This is a genomic window from Reinekea sp. G2M2-21 (assembly GCF_015687175.1).
Classification (GTDB): domain Bacteria; phylum Pseudomonadota; class Gammaproteobacteria; order Pseudomonadales; family Natronospirillaceae; genus Reinekea.
The window spans coordinates 1,453,331-1,473,876 of the sequence record NZ_JADPQG010000001.1 but is presented as its reverse complement, the minus strand read 5'-3'; the positions used below and the strand labels follow the sequence as shown (position 1 = coordinate 1,473,876).

Below are 20,546 nucleotides of genomic sequence, written 5' to 3'. Positions count from 1 at the left end.
CTTTCAGTTCAAAGCCTGCAATTAAAGTGTTGAGGAATGCTTGCCAGGTTAGATTGTAAAAATTTATAAAATGCTGGGTTACCGGCGAAAGATGTTGGCGGCTGGGTTGACCAGGCACCAAAACTGAAGCAGATGAGGCCGTACTTAAGCGAGTTAAAGCAACTCAACCGGGTCGTACAGACGATGTTCTAGTGGGTAAATGTCGAGAAAGGCAATTGGGTAACGCAGAGGTGTATTAGTCGCAGTAGGCTGAGCTTTTAACGGCAATGCAAGAAATCAAATAAAACGGGGCAATGCAGCCCCGTTTTATTGTCTGAATTGGTTGTTATCGATCCACCATTAAATCAGGAGATAATGCTTCCAGGGCGTGGATGACGGCATCCATGCTCTGTGATTCTGTTAAGGCGAATTCGATGTGCGCGCGGAACAGCGAACCACCACTCATCGAGGCTGGTTCTATTTCAGTTTGCAGGTCGATCACATTGACACTCAGCGAGGCCAGCGCCTGAGTCACTTCCCGAACGATACCTGGGCGGTCATTGCCAACCACTTCAATGCAGTGTTCCTGCACCTGTTGGTCTACCGTTTCCCCATGTTCGATTTGCACAGACAAGCCGTCATCGCGCAGCCTTTGCAGGGCTTTTTGCGCGGCTTCCGCGTGCTCACTGGGAACATCGATACGGACAATCCCGGCGAATTTCCCCGCCATGGTTGCCATTCGGCTTTCCAGCCAATTGCCGTGGTGTGCTTCAATTTCACGAGCGAGACGTTCAGCAATGCCCGGTCGGTCGTTGGCCATAATGGTCAGAATCAGTTCCATCTCAATTCTCCGTGTAGCTGTCGGTGGTCGGGCAGGCGCAAAACAGATTGCGGTCACCCCAAACATCATCAATGCGGTTTACAAACGGCCAGAATTTATTTTCTGCAACCCAGGTAAGCGGGAATGCAGCGGTTTGTCGGTCGTAAGGGTGGTCCCAGGCAGACATCATATCGGCCTGCGTATGCGGAGCATTAACCAGCGGATTGTTATCGGCCGGCCAGACACCCGACTTAACTTGCTGAATTTCATGGTAGATCGAAATCATGGCATCGGCGAAACGGTCTAGTTCAGCTTGCGATTCCGACTCGGTCGGTTCCACCATGAAGGTCCCTGCCACTGGGAATGACATGGTCGGTGCGTGAAAGCCATAGTCCATTAACCGTTTGGCAATATCCACCTCGGTAATACCGGTTTCTGCTTTCAGAGGGCGTAAATCCAGAATGCATTCATGCGCGACCCGACCATTCGCTGCGGTATAAAGAATGGGATAGTAATCCTTAAGCCGCGCAACCAGATAATTGGCATTTAACAACGCGATTTGAGTCGCTTTACGCAGACCATTGGCGCCCAGTAAACGAATATACATCCACGATATAGTCAGAATGGAGGCGCTCCCAAAGGTGCTTGCGGAAACAGCGCCCATCAATGGGTTGCCACCTTCCACTGGAGACACTACGTGATTTGGCAAAAATGCCGCCAGGTGAGAGGCAACACCTATGGGACCCATACCCGGACCACCGCCACCGTGAGGAATCGCAAATGTTTTGTGCAGGTTCATATGCGAGACATCGGCACCAATATCCGCAGGTCGGGTTAAGCCAACCTGTGCATTGAGGTTCGCGCCATCCATATATACCTGGCCACCATTTTCATGGATCAGCTGGCAAATTTCTTTAATGCCTTGTTCGTAAACGCCGTGAGTAGATGGGTAGGTAATCATTAAACAGCTCAGCTTGTCGCCGGCCTGTTCCGCTTTCTGTGCCAGGTCTTCCTGATCCACATTGCCGAGATTATCGGTTTTTACCACGACAACCTTAAGACCCATCATTTGCGCTGATGCTGGGTTTGTTCCGTGGGCCGACTGAGGGATTAAGCAGATGTCACGGTGGCCTTCACCAAGAGATTCCTGATATTTCCGAATCGCCAGCAGGCCTGCATATTCACCTTGGGCACCGGAATTTGGTTGCAGGGATATTGCGTCAAAACCGGTGATGGCTTTGAGCATGTTCTGCAGTTCTTCGACCAGGGTGTTATATCCATGGGTTTGGATTGCTGGTGCAAAGGGGTGAACGCGGCCGAACTTTTCCCAGGTCACCGGGATCATCTGAGCAGTTGCATTCAACTTCATGGTGCAGGAACCCAAAGCGATCATGCTGTGGTTTAACGCCAGGTCACGATTTTCCAATTGCTTCAGATAACGCAACATATCTGTTTCGCTGTGATGGCTGTTAAAAACCGGGTGGGTCAGGAAAGGCTCTGTACGCTCTAGGTTTTCCTGAATGAATGTCGTGTTCTGACTGGTTAAATTGGCATCTATTGTGCCGACATTTAGGTCGTGATCACCCAGCAGAATATCGAACAATTCTTCAATGTCGTCTCTTGTGGTGGTTTCGTTGATGGAAATGCCAAGATTGCTGTTCTTATCAATGCGGAAATTGACTTTGTAGTTCTTTGCCCGTTCCAGAATGAAATCCAGATTGTGCAGAGAATCAATGGTCAAGGTATCAAAGAAATGCGAATTCATGACCCGGATGCCTTTCGCTTCCAGACCTTCGGCCAGAATGCCGGTTAATCGGTGGATGCGCTGAGCAATGCGTTTTAAACCTTGTGGCCCATGATAAACCGCATAGAATCCCGCCATGTTGGCGAGCAATACCTGTGCCGTACAGATATTGGACGTCGCTTTTTCACGGCGAATATGTTGTTCACGGGTTTGCAAAGCCATGCGATAAGCGGGCTTGTCGTGCGTATCTTTGGATACCCCAATAATACGGCCAGGAATGGTACGCTTGTGTGTTTCACGAGTCGCAAAAAACGCGGCATGGGGGCCGCCAAAACCCATCGGCACACCAAAGCGCTGACTGTTACCCAACACAATATCCGCGCCCATTTCGCCTGGTGATTTCAGCAGACACAGTGCCATTAAATCGGTGGCGACAATAGCGAAAGCGTCTTTGCTGTGCAGTTGCGCGATAGCAGGTTCTGGATCGGTAATGCTGCCGTCGGTACCAGGGTATTGGATTAACGCGCCAAATATTTCGTGCTGTTCCAGGCTGCCCAGTGGTCCGGTAATAATGTCATAGCCGTAGTATTCGGCACGGGTGCGCAAAACATCCAGTGTCTGTGGGTGTACGAGTTCGTCTACGAAGAAGGCGTTGGATTTATTTTTGCGCATACTGCGTTTGGCCATGGCCATCGCTTCTGCGGCAGCAGTCGCTTCATCGAGCAGCGAGGCGTTGGCAATTTCCATTCCGGTCAAGTCGATGACCATTTGCTGATAATTGATCAGCGCTTCCAGTCGCCCTTGGGCAATTTCTGGTTGATAAGGCGTGTAAGCGGTGTACCAACCCGGATTTTCCAGCACATTGCGTAAAATAACGTTTGGTACCAGCGTATCGTGGTAACCCATGCCGATATAACTTTTGTAGGTGACATTTTGGTTAGCCATAGCCTGTAGATAAGCTAACGCTTCGTTTTCAGGTGTGGCGTTTTCCAGTGCCAGTGCACCATTGAGTTTAATGGACGAGGGTACTATCTGATCGGTCAGGTCATCCAGGCTTTTGGCCTTTACCGTACTGAGCATATGAGTTTGCTGTTTATCATTAGGACCAATATGACGATTGATAAAAGCATCTCTAAATTCAAGGTCGTTCAGTGAAGTCATGATTCTCTCAACTGGTAGGTGTCTCGGCTGCCGGGATTATTTTTATTATGGTATGACATTTCCAAAAACAGATGGTTTTAAACTAAAAAAGCCAACTTGCGGTGGCGCAGTTGGCTGGATGTTTATTCGCAGTAATCAGTCTTCAGCGCATTGATCAGCGTAAGAGTCAGCGTCCATCAGGTCGCCTAATTCTCCCTGATCAGTCATCTTAACTTTGAAGAACCAGCCATTTTCATAGGCATCTTCATTAACTTGTTCCGGGGCATCTTCCAAGCTGCTGTTGACTTCAACAATGGTGCCTGAAACTGGCGAGTAAATGTCAGAGGCTGCTTTAACTGATTCGACAACCGCGACCGGGTCGCCAGCGGTAACTTCTGCGCCTTCTTCCGGTAATTCAACAAACACGACATCGCCGAGTTTTTCTTGTGCAAAGTCACTGATGCCAACGACGACCACATCATTACCATCTTCGCGAACCCATTCGTGGGAATTAGCGTATTTCAAGTCGGCAGGAATGTTGCTCATGTATTTATCCTTTAGCGCGTTATCTGTTAATTAGTCAAATTGCTTTTTACCATTGCGAACAAACGGTAATGATACGATTTTTACCGGCAGCATTTTACCCCGCATTTCCACAAAACAGGAATCTTTGATTTCTCCGCTTATGCGAGCCATGGCAATAGATTGATTCAAGGTTGGTGAAAACGTACCGCTGGTGATTTCGCCGATTGCCGGGCCATCCAACTCTGCGTGAACGGTTTGGTGTGAACGCATGACTCCACGCTGTTCCAGTACGAGCCCGACCAGCTTGCCATAACCTCCAGCGGTTTTGATGTTGGTCAAAGCGTTACGTCCGATAAAATCGCGTTCTTCTGGTTTCCAGGCGATGGTCCAACCCATAGCAGATTCCAGAGGGTGAGTTTCCTCTGTCATATCGTTGCCATATAGGTTCATACCCGCTTCAAGGCGAAGCGTGTCACGAGCGCCTAAACCACAAGGTTTGATATCGGCTTCCACCAACCGCTGCCAGAAGGCAACGATTTCGGTGTTGGGTACCATGACTTCGAGCCCGTCTTCACCGGTATAACCGGTGCGGGCGATAAACCAGTCCTCGCTCGGTAAACCTTGGAAAGGGTTTAGCTGGGCAGCAATCGGCCCGTGGACCTTACCGAGTGCGACAGCCGATTTCTCAATCGCTTTCGGCCCCTGAATGGCCACCATGGCAAGATCGTCTCGTTCTACCAAGCTAACCGTGAAGTTTTGAGCTTGTTTTGCCATCCAGGCGAGGTCTTTTTCACGGGTTGCGCAATTGACCACGGTTCTAAAACCGTTATCCATGCGGTAGACGATTAAGTCGTCGATGACACCGGCAGCGTCATTCAGCATTGCGGTGTACAGGGCCTTACCAGGGGTTATCAGCTTCGCCACATCATTGGCGAGAAGCTGTTGTAAAAAGGGGACAGCATCATCACCCGTGATATCCACGATAGTCATGTGGGAAACGTCGAACATACCAGCGTCTTCACGGACAGCATTATGTTCTGAAATTTGGGACCCGTAATTGATTGGCATATCCCATCCGCCAAAATCAACCATTTTCGCGCCACATGAAAGGTGCTCTTCGTAAAGGGGTGTGTGCTTCGTCATAGTTATCCTGATCAGCGGAGTCAAAAACGTTGCAAGGCTATCGCATTTGGCAGGCCTTTGTCATATCCCATTTCATTACCTGATCGATAGGTCAACTGTCTCGACATTTTTACACTGATTGATTTGCGATCGGCAGGTGCTGTATATATTCGGGTAAAGGGTGGCGAAAAGTTGTCATGTGAAGTATTGGGGATTTTAACCGTAATGGGTCTGCACTACTGTTTTTGGAATTGGTTTAGGACGCGGGAGTCGCTATGAGTGATTCATTTGTAACTCCCATTTTTCCCGAAAAACCAAGCGACTCTTCCCTTGAATTTCTGTTTTTACGTTAGATTGGAAGGGCGAATGACCGGACGTCGACCGGTCTCGATAAAAATACGATCCGCTTTCATCATTCGAATCAACAACAGTGAGGAGTGTATGGCCGCATCGTTTGCCATGGTTCGCAGCTGTACAAGATTGTGATTGTTAGTGTTCAGTTCGCTGAACGCATGTTCAATGAGCTCTTCATCTGAAAGCAGGTTTTTTCCTAAAATTATGGCCGCCATGTTAATGGCCTCATGTTGTTGAATGTCAACCAAGGTATCGGCGGGTAGTGCGTGTTATTTAGAGGTTTTAATGTGAAGCGCACCACAATTAGTAAAATACAATCTGTTTGCTCAGTGAGGGCATTTAGAGAATATATTAGCCGGGATTCGGTTTGATTTACCTGGTTTCATACAACGTTGTCATAACTGAGGGGGATGTGTCAGGGGTTGGATTGCCCAAGAATCCAGTTGACCAGTGCCTCAATGGTAATTTGCTGCTGTTTCCACGGGCTGATCAACGCGTCAGAGTCACCTTCTTGAGGGCCATACGTGCCAAAACCTGCATGGTTACCACCTTCTATTGCCAGGGTTAAGGCGTTGTTTGGTAGGCGTTTTAATGTGGTTTCCCATTTGTCTTGGCTGATGAGTCCGTCTCGTGTGCCGATGATTGATGCAACAGGCAGATTTCTATCTGAAAAGTCCTGTTTTTCTTGCGCATAACTGGCCAGCAATATGAGCCCTTGCCAGAAGCCGGGTTGCTTGTAGGCCAGGTCTGCTGCCATCGTTCCACCCAATGAGTGCCCGGCAATATACCATTGCTCAATGTTAGGAAAAGCTCGCCGGACTTTGTTAGCCCGTTTCGATCCCAAAACTGCCAGGTCCAGCGGCATAGGCACGATAATCACCAGAGCCTGCACTTGTTTGGACAGCGCATCGGCAAACTCCCCATAAGCTTCAGGTTCAACTTTGCCTCCTGGGTAAAAAACGATGGCGCGTGAAGGTGATTCTTGATGCTTGTATATCAACCAGCCCGAGGATTCGCTGGTCGTGGCTTGAAAACCAGCCCACTGAGATTCAGGGTTTAGGTTCGTATAACTGGTTGCCAGTAGGCTGCATGATGACAGACTGATGGCAACAGTTAACATCAGCAATAATTGCATTGGTTTCTTCATGATGGTGCTCTTTGTTTTTCGTGAATCATGTATTACACCCGCTGAGCGACTGTCTTACGCGCTGCGATGATTCAGTCTTGCGCAACATATAACGGTAATGACACCTCGAATACGGAACCGCTGCCAAATTCAGATTCAACCTGCATGTGACCTTTATGGTGTGAGCTTATGATAAAATAGCTGACTGACAAGCCTAAACCGGTACCTGCACCGACTTCCTTAGTTGTAAAAAAAGGTTCAAAAATGTGTTTTCGGGTACTGGCGTTCATGCCTATACCGTTATCTCCAACACGGATGATGCAATGGTCATCTTTTATGGTTTGGTGGATATTGATAATGCCTTCATCAATGTCATTCAAACTCAGGCGCCGTTCATTGATCGCGTAAGCCGCGTTTTTTATCAGGTTCAGAATAACCTGTTCGAGTTCGGTGAATACCCCCACAACCACGGCCTTGGGCGCATGAAAATCTTGGTCGAAATTCAGTTCAAAGTTTCCTTTGACATCATGTAGCTGATCGTCTGTGAGCGCGATGTTGATTGCTTTTTCCAACACTTCTACAACCAGGCAGGGTTGTAAGCTTAAATCATTGGCGCGGCTAAATTGCAGCATATTGGCCACTAGATTAGACGCTCGTAAACCCGAATGAGAAATATTGTTCAGAAATGAAAGAATTTTTCTTTCTTTGAGGTAATGGTTCAGGGCGTCCAGATCAATGTGGCTCTTGACCGCTTGTTCCACATTGACGTTGAGCCTCGGGTCAATCCGCCGCTGAATATTCTGTACATTCTGAATGATGGCACTGATCGGGTTGTTGATCTCATGCGCCATTCCCGCGGCCATGCCTCCAAGAGACATGACTTTTTCAGATTGGACGATGGCTTCTTCCATCTGGATTTTTTCAGTCACATCATCCACCCGAATCACTGCACTCAATGTTTCGGTATTCTTAAGAGGGTAGACAATGATGTCGAATTGATGGATCCGATCGTCAATGGGCAGGCGAATGTTATGCAGCGTTCGCGTTCGGTTTTCCTGCCAAACCTGTTTGATCCAGTCAATGTGATCGGCCAGCAGTGGAAAAGAATCGTAGGCGTAGCTGTTGATGGCATCAGCACTGTCTGTGCCGCTTATCAACGAGGCTTCTTGATTCCACTGGGTGATTTTTAAATTTTCATCGATAGCGATCAGGGCCGACGGCATGGAGTTGATAATAGAATTTAAAAACTGCTGGAATTCGGTGAGTTTGCTTTCTATGCGTTTACGGACCTGTACTTCAAATTCCAGTTTTTTGTTGGTGGCCTGCGTAACCTGCGCGTAATCGTCGGCTTGCTCCAGGGCAATAGCGACCCGATCTCGTTCAGAGATGATGATTTCCTCACGCAGTTGAATCTGGTTGATCATTTCGTTAAACGATTCGACCAGATCGCCCAATTCATCTTCATTTAATTTTTGCGCTCGAATCTGTGAATTGTTGCTGTTTGCGTGTTCTTTGGCGATATGAATCAAATGGTGAACTGGACGCAGAAAATTACGGTAGAAAAAGAGGTGTAAAACTAGGAATACCAGACTAATAGCTAAAATTGACAGGAAGAACTGCGCAAGCGCACTCAGTTCGGTTTGTTCCAGCAGCGCTAAAAAGATAATCAGGGATATGGTGGCTGAAATATAGCCAAAAAAAAGTCGCTGGCTCAAAGAAGTGAAATGAATCATGGTACTTAATCAGACAGGCGTAAAGTTGCGTTAGACTGTCAGGAATCGGGCGTTAACGCAATCCGTTTATACCACTTTTCAAGCTCTGGTGTCGGCACGGCTAGCTCGTTTCCTTGGCGAACCAGGAAGCCATTGATGAATTCAATTTCTGTAGGTTGATTATTCCTGACATCGACAGCCATGGAGGACCAGTTCTCGGCGCTAATGGCGGCTACTTCATTGACCAGTTCAGGACCGTTTTCAATGGAGGGCATTCCCAAGGCAGCCAATATTGCGTTGACTTCACTGCAAATGGCGATGATTGAAGCCTGGTAGCCATAACCCCGAATCTGTCCATTTTGAATTTGGTGATACGCCGTTATCGGGTTAATGCAGGCATTAATCAGCAGTTTTTTCCACAGTACAGGTTCAATTTCAGGTTGGATTTTTAACCGCATAGGGCCAGAGTTTTCTTGCGGCTGTAACAACCTAACCAACGCAGGGGGCGTCGGTGAGGTGCCTTGCAAGCCGAGTTGGGTTTCCCCAAATGAGGTTTGTCTGTAGCTCGAATTGGAAGTTCGCAATGCACCGCATGTGGTTGAACCGATGATCACTCGATCACCGAATTGCTTGGCTAACATCTGTTGTGGTCCCATGCCATTGTGCAAAAGTATCACGGAGGCTCTGGGGTGCTTTATTAACAGTGGCCGTAGGGTGTTGAGAACTTTCCCTGCTTTACAACAAACCCAGATGAGATCAATCGGCGCGTCTTCTTCACAGAAAGTCCAAGTCAGCGCGTGCCTCTTATCGCGAATAGCCAGTTCGGTGGCTAACGTCATTTCTGGTCGGTGGGGGTGGACCAACACTTTGCAACTGTTTTGTAAGTGGGCGCAGGTGAGGGTACCGATGGCACCGGGTCCTACGATGAGGGAGGTAAATTCTGTCATCACGGCATAATTCAGAAACAAGTGGCCATGCTATGTCCATTCCGCAGTGAGTTCAATGCACTTAGATGTCAATGATGGCCAAAGAATTGTGGGGTGCATGAATATTCTAACAAGTAGGCCAATGCTCAACTTAATGTACAAGACACGCGCGATAACCCAGTCCTGTATACACCTTAATAGTGCTTCAAGCCAGTTTTGAAGTCTCGTCCCAGAAATGAATGGATTGGCCATTGTCCAGGTCATTCAAGCGCTCGAGGCCTGCTCCGATAACTTCAGCTGCAGTCTGCGGTGTTGAATTGTTGGCATCAATAACTTCATACTGCACAGTGCCGTGTAAGTGGGTATAGCCATCTTTGGTTGAATAGGCGCGAACCAATAAGGCTTCCTGGATTCGGCGTATAAGTTTATGAGTTATAAAATTAGAGTCATGACCGTATAGTGCGAGCACCAGTGTGTTTTCGTTAATTCTGGCGACATCGTCCATTGGCCGCGCAGCTTCCTGTAAACGCTCACTGGCTTGTTTCAGTATCTGATTTTTGAACACTTCACCAAATTGCTGACGCAGGTCGGGTAGATTATCCAGGCGACACATCAATATACCGATGCAGCCACTGCGCCCCTGGTGTTGCTTGAGGTATCGGCTTAGCTGCTGCTCCATAAACTGAAGATTACCGATACCTGTAGCTGGATCAATGCGGTTCATTAACGTCAATCCACGGAACTGTTCTTTCAACGATAGTTCACGCTGCAACAGGGAGTTCTGGAACCTGGAGATACGTTGAGCGGCATGAACTCGGGGCAACAGGTGGCTTTTGAGATTCGTTTTGCCGACAAAATCGTCAACACCTTTGGCAAAGGCTTCTTTTAAATCTTCATTTTCTTCTTTGGCTGTGAGCAGTACCACGTAGGTAAACTTGTTCTTGCGACGGTTTAATTCACGAACCAGTTGGGTGAGTTCTAGACCGTCCATGCCTGGCATTAACCAGTCGGCGATAAGGACATCAGCATTGCGTTCTTTTAGCATAGAAAGCGCGTCGATCGCGTTATCAGCGACCCGAATATCGGTGAATCCGTCTAGCTGGAGTGCTTTGCGGACGACAGCGCTGCTGAACTTGGTGTCGTCTACGATCATTATCGAGGTAGGGCTTGCCTGCATAATCCGTTGCCTGCTGGTATCAGTAAATCCGTGACTAATTCTGCAAGTATAGGGGGGTAGCTAGTTGCGGATCAATACTTATCTTTGGAATCCTCAGGGCTATTTACAGGGATCAGCTGCCATACTTTTGGGCTAACACTGTTTCATCCGTTGCCGGGTGGCGATTTTCCCCTGCCATTGAGTGAAGTTAGGATATCCGGCAAACAGTGGAGTCAATTGGATCATCGCAATTACGTAAATAGGCTAGACGAAGCTCAGAAAGTCAAAAAAAAACAGAAAAGACTGTTGAAATGGTTTTTTCCGCCCCCAATTTACCGCCTGCAAACAGATAAACTCGCATCAGGTTGCTGATAACCCATCATGCAGTTTGATTTGTAACTATTAGAACAATACTCCCAACCGATATTTTAGGAGATTTATTCATGAAAATTCGTCCTTTGCATGATCGCGTCGTTGTACGCCGCAAAGAGGAAGAAGAAACCACCGCAGGTGGTATCTTGTTGCCAGGTTCCGCGAAAGAAAAGCCATCACAGGGTGAAGTGCTTGCTGTAGGTAATGGCCGTGTACTGGACAACGGTGAAGTGCGCGCTGTTGACGTGAAAGTTGGTGATACAGTTGTTTTCGGTCAGTACTCAGGTAGCACCGTAAAAGTAGACGGTGAAGAATTGCTGATCATGAGCGAAAGCGACATCTTCGGCGTTATTGAATAATCAAATCTCAACACAGATTTAACAAGGTAAGTAATATGGCTGCTAAAGAAGTTAAATTCGGTCTTTCGGCAAGAGACAAAATGCAAAATGGTGTCAACCTGTTGGCTGACGCTGTTAAAGTAACCTTGGGTCCAAAAGGTCGCAATGTTGTTTTGGAAAAATCTTTCGGCTCACCAACCGTCACCAAAGATGGTGTTTCTGTAGCGAAAGAAATTGAACTTGAAGACAAGTTCGAAAACATGGGCGCTCAGATGGTTAAAGAAGTAGCGTCTAAGGCGAACGATGAAGCGGGTGACGGTACTACCACGGCGACTGTGCTGGCCCAGGCTTTCGTAAACGAAGGGTTGAAGTCGGTTGCAGCGGGTATGAACCCAATGGACCTTAAGCGCGGAATCGACAAGGCTTCTGCCGCTGTTGTGGAAGAGCTGGCGAAATTGTCTATCCCTTGCACGGATGCTAAGTCAATTGCTCAGGTCGGTACTATCTCTGCAAACTCTGATGCTACTATCGGTCAGTTGATTGCCGACGCTATGGAGCGAGTGGGTAAAGAAGGTGTGATTACTGTCGAAGAAGGCAGTGGCTTCGTTGATGAGCTTGACGTTGTTGAAGGTATGCAGTTTGATCGTGGCTACCTGTCACCTTACTTTGTGACTAATCAGGAAAATATGACTGCCGAGCAGGAAAACCCATACATCCTGTTGGTCGACAAGAAAATCTCAAATATTCGTGATCTGATCCCGGTATTGGAATCTGTCGCTAAATCTGGTCGTCCTCTGATGATCATTGCAGAAGACATCGAAGGCGAAGCGCTGGCAACTCTGGTTGTTAACAACATGCGCGGTACGGTGAAAGTGGCTGCTGCTAAGGCTCCTGGTTTCGGCGATCGCCGTAAGGCAATGCTGCAAGATCTGGCGATTTTGACCGGCGGCACCGTCATTTCTGAAGAAATTGGTCTGAGTCTGGAAACCGCAACATTGGAACACCTCGGTTCTGCTAAGCGCGTAACATCGACAAAAGAAAATACCGTTGTCGTCGATGGCGCTGGTGATGAAGCTGATATTAAAGCGCGTGTTGAACAGATCCGCGCCGAGATTGAACAGTCCAGCTCCGATTACGACAAAGAAAAGCTGCAGGAACGTGTTGCTAAGTTAGCGGGCGGTGTGGCTGTTATTAAGGTCGGTGCTGCAACTGAAGTTGAAATGAAAGAGAAAAAGGCTCGCGTTGACGATGCTCTTCATGCAACCCGTGCAGCGGTTGAAGAAGGCGTGGTTGCCGGCGGCGGTGTGGCTTTGGTTCGCGCCATGGCTAACATCAGCGGCTTGAAAGGTGACAATGAAGATCAAAACGTGGGTATTGCTCTGGCATTGCGTGCGATGGAAGCGCCTTTGCGCCAAATCGTGAAGAACGCGGGCGATGAAGCGTCAGTTGTGCTGAATGAAGTTAAGAAAGGTTCAGGCAACTTTGGCTATAACGCGGCGACAGGCGAGTACCTGGATATGGTTGAAGCCGGTATTATTGACCCAGCAAAAGTGACCCGTACTGCATTGCAGGCGGCTTCTTCTGTAGCTGGTCTGATGATTACCACAGAAGCCATGATTGCGGACAAACCAGTAGACGCTGGTTCAGCACCTGCGATGCCTGATATGGGTGGCATGGGTGGAATGGGCGGCATGATGTAAGGTAACTCACCTGCATTAGCTCCAATTTTTGTTACGAGCCCGCTTTTTGCGGGCTTTTTTTTGCGCAAATAAAAGCCAGTTAGGTGCTCCAAACAGAGGTTCATCTTCTGACATCAATCACAGTTCCAAAAATCAATCTACCCAGAACTGGTGCACACGGTTTTAAGGTCAGAATGAGTCATCGCGCTCCGCGATATGTGCGCGTATGTAGCTTGTAAACCAATTGTCGTGTTGTCAGGCCTCATATACACTGTTGCGCTACTTCGAGCGACGGAAATGCGTTTTAATTCATGAAGTTAGTAAATATCAAGATTCTGGCACTTCTGGTGATCAGCTACAGTATTGCCTTGGTAGTCATGACTCCGTTGTCATGGCTGTTGCCGTATGCGCAACCGCAGTTGTCGGCCGTAGGGGTGCAACTGACGGACGTGGAAGGCAGTATTTGGCAAGGTGAGGGGGTTCTTACGGAAAGGAACGTGGGATCTGCTCAGGTTAAATGGGATGTAAATGCAATCCAGGTGCCTTTGTTGCGCTTGCCTGTCAATCTTCAGGTGAGCAACAGTGCGGCTGATGTCCATGCGACAGTGACTTTGACCCCATTCAGTATGTCAATCGAGAACCTGACAGGTTATGTTGATGAAGTTTTGTTCAAGCCTGTCTACCAAGCTTACCGTGCTGACATCAAAGGCCGATTACAACTCGATAATGTTCACGCCAAACTATCCTGGAATAAGTCGCTTGGGGATGCCAGCGGTGCACTCAGTTGGTCAGGCGGACCAGTGTCATTACCGGTGGGTCGCTCAACCCAAACGTTTGAAGTGCCTACCATGTTTGGGCAAATTTCCAGCAGTGATAACCAGTGGGACGTTAATATCGCCGGGGCAGATCAACAGCAATATATTACCGCGCAGTTGAATGGAACAGGTGTGGCAACGCTCTCGGTTAAACGTGAGCTGGCGACAGAGATGAAGATAACTGTTCCCGGTAACGGTTCTTCGCTTCTAGATATATCGCAGCAGGTGTTTTAATGGATTATCGCTCGCAATTACTTAAGGTTTGGCTCCCAGCTCAATCTGTTTTGGTCATACTGGTTACCATTGTTTGTGGTATTTGGATGGCACAAATTACCTGGTTCTTCCTCAGCCCTTCTTCGCCTGTCTCTGTTCCGTCAATAAAGCCTGCTATTTCTTCACAAGGACAGTCTGGTCCGAATTGGTTGCAGATCAGTCGGGAAGTCGCTGGAAGAGAATTCTTCGGCGAAGTTGTTGTTCAGGAAAGTGCGCCTGTTGAGCAGGTAGAGGCGCCAGAAACTAAATTGAACTTCTCCTTACAAGCGGTCATTGCACAGGGTGAAGGTACTGGCTTTGCGGTAATAGGGCAGCGAGGTGCTGCTGGTAAAGTATTTGGCGTCGGTGAAGATTTATTTGGCCAGGCAACGTTGTCGGCCGTTTATGGTGATCGTGTCATAATCGACCGCAATGGTCAGCTGGAAACGTTACGTTATGAAAAGCTGCAGTCCAGTATCCTCCAATCAGTAGTTGATGATCCAGTTGATGACGACTCATCTGAAACCTTTCAAGAAGCTTTAGCGCAAGCAAACGCTGAAGTCGCCAGCGGGGGCGACTTGCAAACGCAGGTGCAGGGTATGGTTGACTACGTTACGCGACGGGCAAATGAAGACCCTGAAGGTTTTGTTCAAGAGATGGGGCTTGAACCTACCGATGGAGGTTATCAGGTGACTCGGCGAGCCCGTCAACTGCAGATGGTTGGTTTGCGCCCGGGTGATGTGATCACTTCGGTAAATGATATGCAGGTTGGCAACATTCAATCCGATCAAATGCTGTTAAACCAGGTTTTGCAGACCGGTGGGGAATTGAAAATCCAGATTCGCCGGGGTTCGCGATCTTTCACAATCTATCAATCGATACCGAGTTACTAGAGGGAATGTCGTTATGACAGTGTCTATCAAGATACGTTCTATAGGTCTTGCGTTGTGCTTAGCGTTGTCCGCAATGCTGTTTGCCGCTGACGAGCAAAAATATACCTTGAACATGCAGGATGCAGAAATCAAAGAAGTCATTGATTTAGTCGCCAAGGTGACGGGTAAAACGTTCATTATCGATCCGCGTGTCCGTGGCAAAGTAACCGTGGTGTCTGATCGACAGATGACAAAAAAACAGATTTATGAAACTTTCCTGGCAACCCTAGAAGTGTATGGTTTTTCTGCTGTTGAAGCAGGTGAAGTCACTAAGATTATTGGTCAGGCCGATATTAAATCTGCCGGCATCGAGGTAGAGACAAGTGGTGGCCGCGTTGGTGAAGACATCATAACCCGCGTTTTTCCTATCCAAAACGCTTCCGCCATGGAGCTGGTGCCCATTCTGCGGCCAATGGTGGCTAAGTACGGCCATTTGGCTGGGGTACCTTCTGCTAACGTGTTAATTGTGGCCGACCGGGCGACCAATATTGACCGTCTGTCAGAGATCGTTCACCTGCTCGATAAAGCTGGTAGTGAAGAAATTGAAGTTGTGAATCTGGAGTACGCTTGGGTCGGTGGCATGATTACGCTGCTGGAGAGGATTTCACCCACTGCTGTTGCAGCCGGTAATCAAGCGGCTCGATCCGGTTCAAACCGCACGGTGACCTTGGTCGGGGACGAACGCAGCAATCGGATTATCGTTAAGGGTGAAAAAGAAGCTCGAGCGCAAATTATAGAACTGATTAAGAAGCTGGACACGCCTGCCCAGGAAAACGCTTCCTACAAAGTTATTTTCTTGAACAATGCAGACGCAAAGAAGATGGCCGAGATTCTCAAAGGTATTGCCGGCGCAACTCAGCAGCAAAGCGGCCAGAATGCCCCCCCAAGCCAGCCGATATCCATTTTAGCGGATGAAGAACAGAATGCGCTCATCGTTCGAGCTGAGCCAAATGAGTTGAAAGAGCTTGAGTCGATCATTTCGCAATTGGACATTCCTCGTGAACAGGTATTGATCGAGGCAGCTATTGTTGAAGTAACCGGCAATGTTGGAAATTCACTTGGCGTACAGTGGGCTTCGAACGTGGAAGAAGCGTCCAATGGTGTCCCTGTGGTTACCTCGAACTTATCAACAGAGGGACAGATTGGCGTTGGTTCCGCGATTGCGGCGGCAGCATCTCCTGAAGCTGCAGCTACAGCATTATCTAATTTGCCGTCTGGCCTATTGATTGGTGTCGCGGACCCATTTGGCAGTCCGGCAAATTTCGGCGCAATTATTCAAGCCATTGAATCTCAGTCCAATACCAATTTACTGTCGACACCGAGCGTCATGACACTGGATAACAGTGAAGCCTTTATTACGGTGGGTAGTACAGTGCCATTTCAAACCGGAAGTGATGGCGATAGTGGCAATCCGTTTATCGCTAGGCAAGATGTGGGTACTACGCTGACCGTTATTCCACATATACAACAAAATAAGTCCGTGCGCTTGGAAGTTGACCAGGTTGTTGAATCGGTAATAGGGCAGAATGATTTTGGTGATACCACCAGTAAGCGGCAAGTGAAAACTGAAGTTTTGGTGCAGGATGGTCAGACGATCGTGTTGGGCGGTTTGATCTCTGATCGAGTCCGGGAAACTGAGAGCCGTATTCCAATACTTGGCAAATTACCAATCATCGGTGTTCTGTTTAAAGCCAAATCAACTCAAAAAGAAAAGACCAATCTGATGATCATTTTGCGTCCAACGATCGTTCAAGATAACTTTGAGACTATTCGAGATAATCGCATGAGTGGCATATGGGAATTGCGAATTCAAACCTTGGATGGTTCCAAAAACTTGGTACAGCCAACCATTGATGAGATGTTTGAAGGCAATTACATTAACGGTTCGCCTCAAACCTTTGAAATCGAATAGAGTGTAATTATAAGTTTACAAGAGGGTCGATTTTCACAAAGTTGCAGTATAGGTGCTCTATCTTTACAGGCCTGGGCAGGACAGTAAAATAGGCCCTGATTTTGACTCTCTTGCATTAAGTTGCTCGCCTCAAACTGTTTGGTTTGGGGCTTTTTTTCGCCTGCTGCATGCCAAACTGCCTGCAACACATCAATGCACTTCGTTCAATTCTAATATCTGTATTCCGTGTTATTCTTTGCAGCACTTTCTCTGGTGTGGCATAAATGACTTTTTCCGCTCAAGAACTAAAAAAAATAGAACAAGCTGATGCACTCATTTTTGATATGGATGGTACGCTGATTGACAGTATGCCGTTGCATTATCAAGCTTGGTCTGAGGTTGCAAATACCTACCAGCTACCGTTTTCAAAAGAACGTTTCTATCAGTTAGGTGGCGTACCAACCTACGAAACGCTCGAAATCCTCTCCCGTGAAGCCAACATTTCAATTGATATTGCGCAAGCAAAAAAACTGAAAGAATCCTTATATCGTTCCCAATTGGACAAGGTCGAGGTCATTCCGCAAATTTTTGAGTTGGTCCACCGGTTTCACGGACACAAACCAATGGCGATCGCGACAGGCAGCAGTAAAACCGGTGCCGAGAAGGTACTGGGGCATTTGGGTTTACTTGACTTTTTTGCGGCTGTGTTAACCGCCGATGATGTCGAAAACCATAAGCCCGCACCCGATGTCTTCCTTAAGGCCGCTTCTGCATTAGGCATTGCACCAGCGCAGTGTGTCGCTTTCGAAGATACGGATATCGGCTTGCAAGCTATCGAATCGGCAGGAATGATAGCCATTGATGTCCGTTTAATAGTTACTTGATTTTACCCGTCGTACCACCACTTTGAATTAATCGTTGAAAGAATTTAAATAACGCGCATGGCAGCCTTGGTTGTCGATGTGGCAGGGAGTAAAAAGATGACTGTGATACCAGATACCCTTAGGTTAAATGTCCGCATGCTGGGCGAACTGTTGGGTGATACATTACTTGAAAATCACGGACCTGAATTATTTCGGAAAGTTGAGGAAATACGGCGACTGGGGAAAGAGGTAAATAAAGATGGGGTTACTGACGCCACGCCTTTGACCAAAGCACTGTCGGAACTGGAAGATAAAGACATTTTGCCGATAGCCCGAGCGTTTAATCAATTTCTCAATCTGGCCAATATTGCGGAGCAACAATATTTCAGTAGCGCAGAAGCTGGAAACCGCGATGTGCTTGAAGATTCCATCGATCATTTAGCCAAAAAGTTGGGCAAAGACCAACTGGCGGATGCATTGGCTAAGCTGAATATTGAACTGGTCTTGACCGCTCACCCAACCGAAGTCACTCGTCGCACTTTAATACGCAAATATGAACATATTTCCAACTCGCTGAGAGATTTATCCCGTACCGATCTGTACCGGTATGAATTGGATCAGATTAAAGAAAGTCTCCGTTCCACAGTCGATGAAATCTGGTACACCGATGAAGTTCGTGATGAACGGCCTTCTGCCGTTGACGAGGCTAAGTGGGGTTTCGCGGTGATAGAGAACTCCTTGTGGAGTGCGGTACCCGATTTCATGCGTGAATTGGACGCAATTGCCCGTCGTAAGATTGGACAAGGATTGCCTTTCGATGCGAGCCCATTTCACTTTTATTCCTGGATGGGAGGCGATCGTGATGGGAATCCAAACGTCACCCATAAGGTTACCAAGGAAGTGATTTTACTGGGTCGATGGATGGCCGCCGATCTCTATTTACGTGATATCCAGAGTTTGGCAGCAAGTTTGAGCATGGAGTACGCCGACAGCGATTTCGTCGCACAATATGGTCAGGGTGATAAGACCCCGTATCGCGCCTGTATGCACAGTATTCGCGACAAACTGTTGGCCACCATTAACTGGACGGAAGCTCAGTTAAATGGTGAGAGTTCGGTCAGTGATGTGCCGCTGATCTCGAAGCAAGAGCTACTGGAACCATTAACAGCCTGCTATGACTCTTTGAAAAAGATTGGCTTGAAGCGAATAGCCAATGGCGATCTGCTGGACACGATTCGCAGAGTGCATTGTTTCGGAATCAACCTGGTTCCACTGGATATTCGCCAAGACAGTGAACGGCACGTTAAGGCAATAGACGAAATAACCCGTTATGTAGGTTTGGGCGACTATGAAAGCTGGGATGAATCACAGCGTCAAGCGTTTCTTCTGGAACAGTTACAAAGCCGACGTCCGTTGGTCCCACGTTCCTGGCAACCCAGTGCAGACACGCAGGAAGTTTTAGACACCTGCTGCGTGATCGCGAGCGAACCGGAAGAAACCATTTCTCACTACATCATTTCCATGGCTCAACAGCCTTCTGATGTATTGGCCGTCGCTTTATTGCTGAAAGAATCTGGCGTGCGTTGGAATGTTCCGATCGTACCGTTGTTTGAGACATTGGATGATCTGGATCGCGCGCCTAGCGTGATGCAGCAACTCTGGTCAAACCATTGGTATAGCGAATACAGTCATGGGCATCAGACCGTCATGATTGGGTATTCTGATTCTGCGAAAGATGCCGGCAAAATTACCGCAACTTGGGCGCAATATAAGGCGCAGGAGACCCTGGTTGATTTGGCCACCAAACACTCCATTTCCCTGATGTTGTTTCATGGGCGTGGCGGCACTGTTGGCCGAGGTGGTGGTCCAGTGGAAAAAGCGATGGCTTCGCAGCCACCCGGTTCTGTGCCCGGTGAAATCCGGGTGACAGAGCAGGGGGAAATGATCCGCTATAAGTTTGGACTGCCGCGTGTGGCAATTCGCAGTTTGGCGGTGTATGTCGCCGCCACATTGCGGGCAACGCTGGAGCCTAACCCTGCACCGAAAGCAGAATGGCGCGAGCTGATCGAGCAAATGTCTCAGCAAAGTTTAAATCACTATCGCCAAATTGTTCGGGAAGACGAGCGATTCGTTCCGTACTTTCGTTCATTAACGCCTGAACAGGAGCTAGGCAAACTGGCTCTCGGCAGTCGTCCGGCAAAGCGCAAGGCAACCGGTGGTGTCGAAAGTCTTCGCGCAATTCCGTGGGTCTTTGCTTGGATGCAGGTTCGTTTGAATTTGCCGGCCTGGTTGGGCGCACCACAAGCATTGCAATACGCCGTCGAAAATCACCCCGATGTGTTAAACGATATGATTCAGCAGTGGCCGTTTTTTTCCGCGTATCTGGATCTATTGGAAATGGTCGTCGGAAAAGCAGACCTCACCATAGCTGCCTATTACGAAGAGCAGTTGGTCGACCCGCAATATCGTCCTTTGGGCGAACTATTGCGTGCTGATTTATTGCGTTGCGAGTCGATTTTGAATGATTTGAAGGGGCAGAAAGAAGTGTTGGCTTCGGATCCTTTACTTTTGCAGTCCATTCAGGTTCGCGCGCCCTATACCGACCCATTGAATTACTTGCAGGCAGAATTGCTGAAGCGAGAACGCAAGGCGGGCCAGATCGATCCTGAACTGGAGCAAGCTCTGAAGGTGACAATGGCGGGCATTTCGGCGGGGATGCGCAACACTGGTTAATGGATAGTCAACATTACTGAGTCGGATATCGCGGAAGACACAAGGTGCCGTCAGGGCCCAAGGCGTT

16 protein-coding genes are annotated in these 20,546 nt (G+C 48.1%); 7 read left to right on the top strand and 9 right to left on the bottom strand.

The features are described 5' to 3' along the window. Positions 1 to 325 precede the first annotated feature (325 nt). From IYN85_RS06765 to IYN85_RS06725, 9 genes are all read right to left on the bottom strand, one after another. Entirely contained in the window at positions 326 to 820 is a 495-nt protein-coding gene (locus IYN85_RS06765) for a glycine cleavage system protein R (protein ID WP_196158052.1), read from the bottom strand. Position 821: 1 nt separating this feature from the next. Continuing rightward, positions 822 to 3,704, bottom strand: a complete 2,883-nt coding sequence (gene gcvP, locus IYN85_RS06760; protein WP_196158051.1) for an aminomethyl-transferring glycine dehydrogenase — start codon at positions 3,702 to 3,704, stop codon at positions 822 to 824. 135 nt (positions 3,705 to 3,839) lie between these two features. Continuing rightward, the gene (gcvH, locus tag IYN85_RS06755) at positions 3,840 to 4,229 is read right to left on the bottom strand and encodes a glycine cleavage system protein GcvH (protein WP_196158050.1); all 390 of its coding nucleotides are present in this window, start codon (positions 4,227 to 4,229) and stop codon (positions 3,840 to 3,842) included. A gap of 30 nt (positions 4,230 to 4,259) precedes the next feature. Further along, complete coding sequence (gene gcvT, locus IYN85_RS06750) at positions 4,260 to 5,351, bottom strand: glycine cleavage system aminomethyltransferase GcvT (RefSeq protein WP_196158049.1); 1,092 nt, start codon at positions 5,349 to 5,351, stop codon at positions 4,260 to 4,262. Positions 5,352 to 5,674: 323 nt separating this feature from the next. Further along, on the bottom strand, positions 5,675 to 5,899 hold the full coding sequence (locus tag IYN85_RS06745) for a hypothetical protein (protein WP_196158048.1): 225 nt from the start codon (positions 5,897 to 5,899) through the stop codon (positions 5,675 to 5,677). Positions 5,900 to 6,099: 200 nt separating this feature from the next. Then, entirely contained in the window at positions 6,100 to 6,831 is a 732-nt protein-coding gene (locus tag IYN85_RS06740) for an alpha/beta hydrolase (RefSeq protein ID WP_196158047.1), read from the bottom strand. A gap of 71 nt (positions 6,832 to 6,902) precedes the next feature. After that, on the bottom strand, positions 6,903 to 8,543 hold the full coding sequence (locus IYN85_RS06735; RefSeq protein ID WP_196158046.1) for an ATP-binding protein: 1,641 nt from the start codon (positions 8,541 to 8,543) through the stop codon (positions 6,903 to 6,905). Positions 8,544 to 8,581: 38 nt separating this feature from the next. Beyond that, a complete protein-coding gene (locus tag IYN85_RS06730; protein WP_196158045.1) occupies positions 8,582 to 9,469 on the bottom strand; it encodes a ketopantoate reductase family protein in 888 nt (295 codons plus the stop codon). Positions 9,470 to 9,653: 184 nt separating this feature from the next. Next, complete coding sequence (locus tag IYN85_RS06725) at positions 9,654 to 10,625, bottom strand: response regulator (RefSeq protein WP_196158044.1); 972 nt, start codon at positions 10,623 to 10,625, stop codon at positions 9,654 to 9,656. A gap of 422 nt (positions 10,626 to 11,047) precedes the next feature. On the opposite strand from IYN85_RS06725, the gene groES reads away from it, so the two are divergent. The 7 genes from groES to ppc all read left to right on the top strand — a co-directional run bounded on the left by groES (position 11,048) and on the right by ppc (position 20,479). Then, positions 11,048 to 11,335, top strand: coding sequence for a co-chaperone GroES (groES, locus tag IYN85_RS06720; RefSeq protein ID WP_008047159.1), 288 nt, complete (start codon positions 11,048 to 11,050; stop codon positions 11,333 to 11,335). Positions 11,336 to 11,370: 35 nt separating this feature from the next. Continuing rightward, complete coding sequence (gene groL / locus IYN85_RS06715; RefSeq protein WP_196158043.1) at positions 11,371 to 13,014, top strand: chaperonin GroEL; 1,644 nt, start codon at positions 11,371 to 11,373, stop codon at positions 13,012 to 13,014. 290 nt (positions 13,015 to 13,304) lie between these two features. Further along, positions 13,305 to 14,042, top strand: a complete 738-nt coding sequence (gspN, locus tag IYN85_RS06710) for a type II secretion system protein N (protein WP_196158042.1) — start codon at positions 13,305 to 13,307, stop codon at positions 14,040 to 14,042. After that, on the top strand, positions 14,042 to 14,953 hold the full coding sequence (locus tag IYN85_RS06705) for a type II secretion system protein N (RefSeq protein WP_255533668.1): 912 nt from the start codon (positions 14,042 to 14,044) through the stop codon (positions 14,951 to 14,953). Before gspN ends, IYN85_RS06705 begins: the two co-directional genes overlap by 1 nt. A 13-nt stretch (positions 14,954 to 14,966) precedes the next feature. Next, positions 14,967 to 16,904, top strand: a complete 1,938-nt coding sequence (gspD, locus tag IYN85_RS06700; RefSeq protein ID WP_196158040.1) for a type II secretion system secretin GspD — start codon at positions 14,967 to 14,969, stop codon at positions 16,902 to 16,904. A 263-nt stretch (positions 16,905 to 17,167) separates the two neighbouring features. Beyond that, positions 17,168 to 17,767: an HAD family phosphatase gene (locus IYN85_RS06695; RefSeq protein ID WP_196158039.1), complete on the top strand. Its 600-nt coding sequence runs from the start codon at positions 17,168 to 17,170 to the stop codon at positions 17,765 to 17,767. Between the two features lie 96 nt (positions 17,768 to 17,863). Next, entirely contained in the window at positions 17,864 to 20,479 is a 2,616-nt protein-coding gene (gene ppc, locus IYN85_RS06690; protein ID WP_196158038.1) for a phosphoenolpyruvate carboxylase, read from the top strand. Positions 20,480 to 20,546 lie beyond the last annotated feature (67 nt).

Excerpts from the sequence above, each read along its gene's own strand:
- IYN85_RS06765 (WP_196158052.1), bottom strand. The coding sequence starts at position 820 with ATGGAACTGATTCTGACCATTATGGCCAACGACCGACCGGGCATTGCT.
- gcvP (WP_196158051.1), bottom strand. The coding sequence starts at position 3,704 with ATGACTTCACTGAACGACCTTGAATTTAGAGATGCTTTTATCAATCGT.
- gcvH (WP_196158050.1), bottom strand. The coding sequence starts at position 4,229 with ATGAGCAACATTCCTGCCGACTTGAAATACGCTAATTCCCACGAATGG.
- gcvT (WP_196158049.1), bottom strand. The coding sequence starts at position 5,351 with ATGACGAAGCACACACCCCTTTACGAAGAGCACCTTTCATGTGGCGCG.
- IYN85_RS06745 (WP_196158048.1), bottom strand. The coding sequence starts at position 5,899 with ATGGCGGCCATAATTTTAGGAAAAAACCTGCTTTCAGATGAAGAGCTC.
- IYN85_RS06740 (WP_196158047.1), bottom strand. The coding sequence starts at position 6,831 with ATGAAGAAACCAATGCAATTATTGCTGATGTTAACTGTTGCCATCAGT.
- IYN85_RS06735 (WP_196158046.1), bottom strand. The coding sequence starts at position 8,543 with ATGATTCATTTCACTTCTTTGAGCCAGCGACTTTTTTTTGGCTATATT.
- IYN85_RS06730 (WP_196158045.1), bottom strand. The coding sequence starts at position 9,469 with ATGACAGAATTTACCTCCCTCATCGTAGGACCCGGTGCCATCGGTACC.
- IYN85_RS06725 (WP_196158044.1), bottom strand. The coding sequence starts at position 10,625 with ATGCAGGCAAGCCCTACCTCGATAATGATCGTAGACGACACCAAGTTC.
- groES (WP_008047159.1), top strand. The coding sequence starts at position 11,048 with ATGAAAATTCGTCCTTTGCATGATCGCGTCGTTGTACGCCGCAAAGAG.
- groL (WP_196158043.1), top strand. The coding sequence starts at position 11,371 with ATGGCTGCTAAAGAAGTTAAATTCGGTCTTTCGGCAAGAGACAAAATG.
- gspN (WP_196158042.1), top strand. The coding sequence starts at position 13,305 with ATGAAGTTAGTAAATATCAAGATTCTGGCACTTCTGGTGATCAGCTAC.
- IYN85_RS06705 (WP_255533668.1), top strand. The coding sequence starts at position 14,042 with ATGGATTATCGCTCGCAATTACTTAAGGTTTGGCTCCCAGCTCAATCT.
- gspD (WP_196158040.1), top strand. The coding sequence starts at position 14,967 with ATGACAGTGTCTATCAAGATACGTTCTATAGGTCTTGCGTTGTGCTTA.
- IYN85_RS06695 (WP_196158039.1), top strand. The coding sequence starts at position 17,168 with ATGACTTTTTCCGCTCAAGAACTAAAAAAAATAGAACAAGCTGATGCA.
- ppc (WP_196158038.1), top strand. The coding sequence starts at position 17,864 with ATGACTGTGATACCAGATACCCTTAGGTTAAATGTCCGCATGCTGGGC.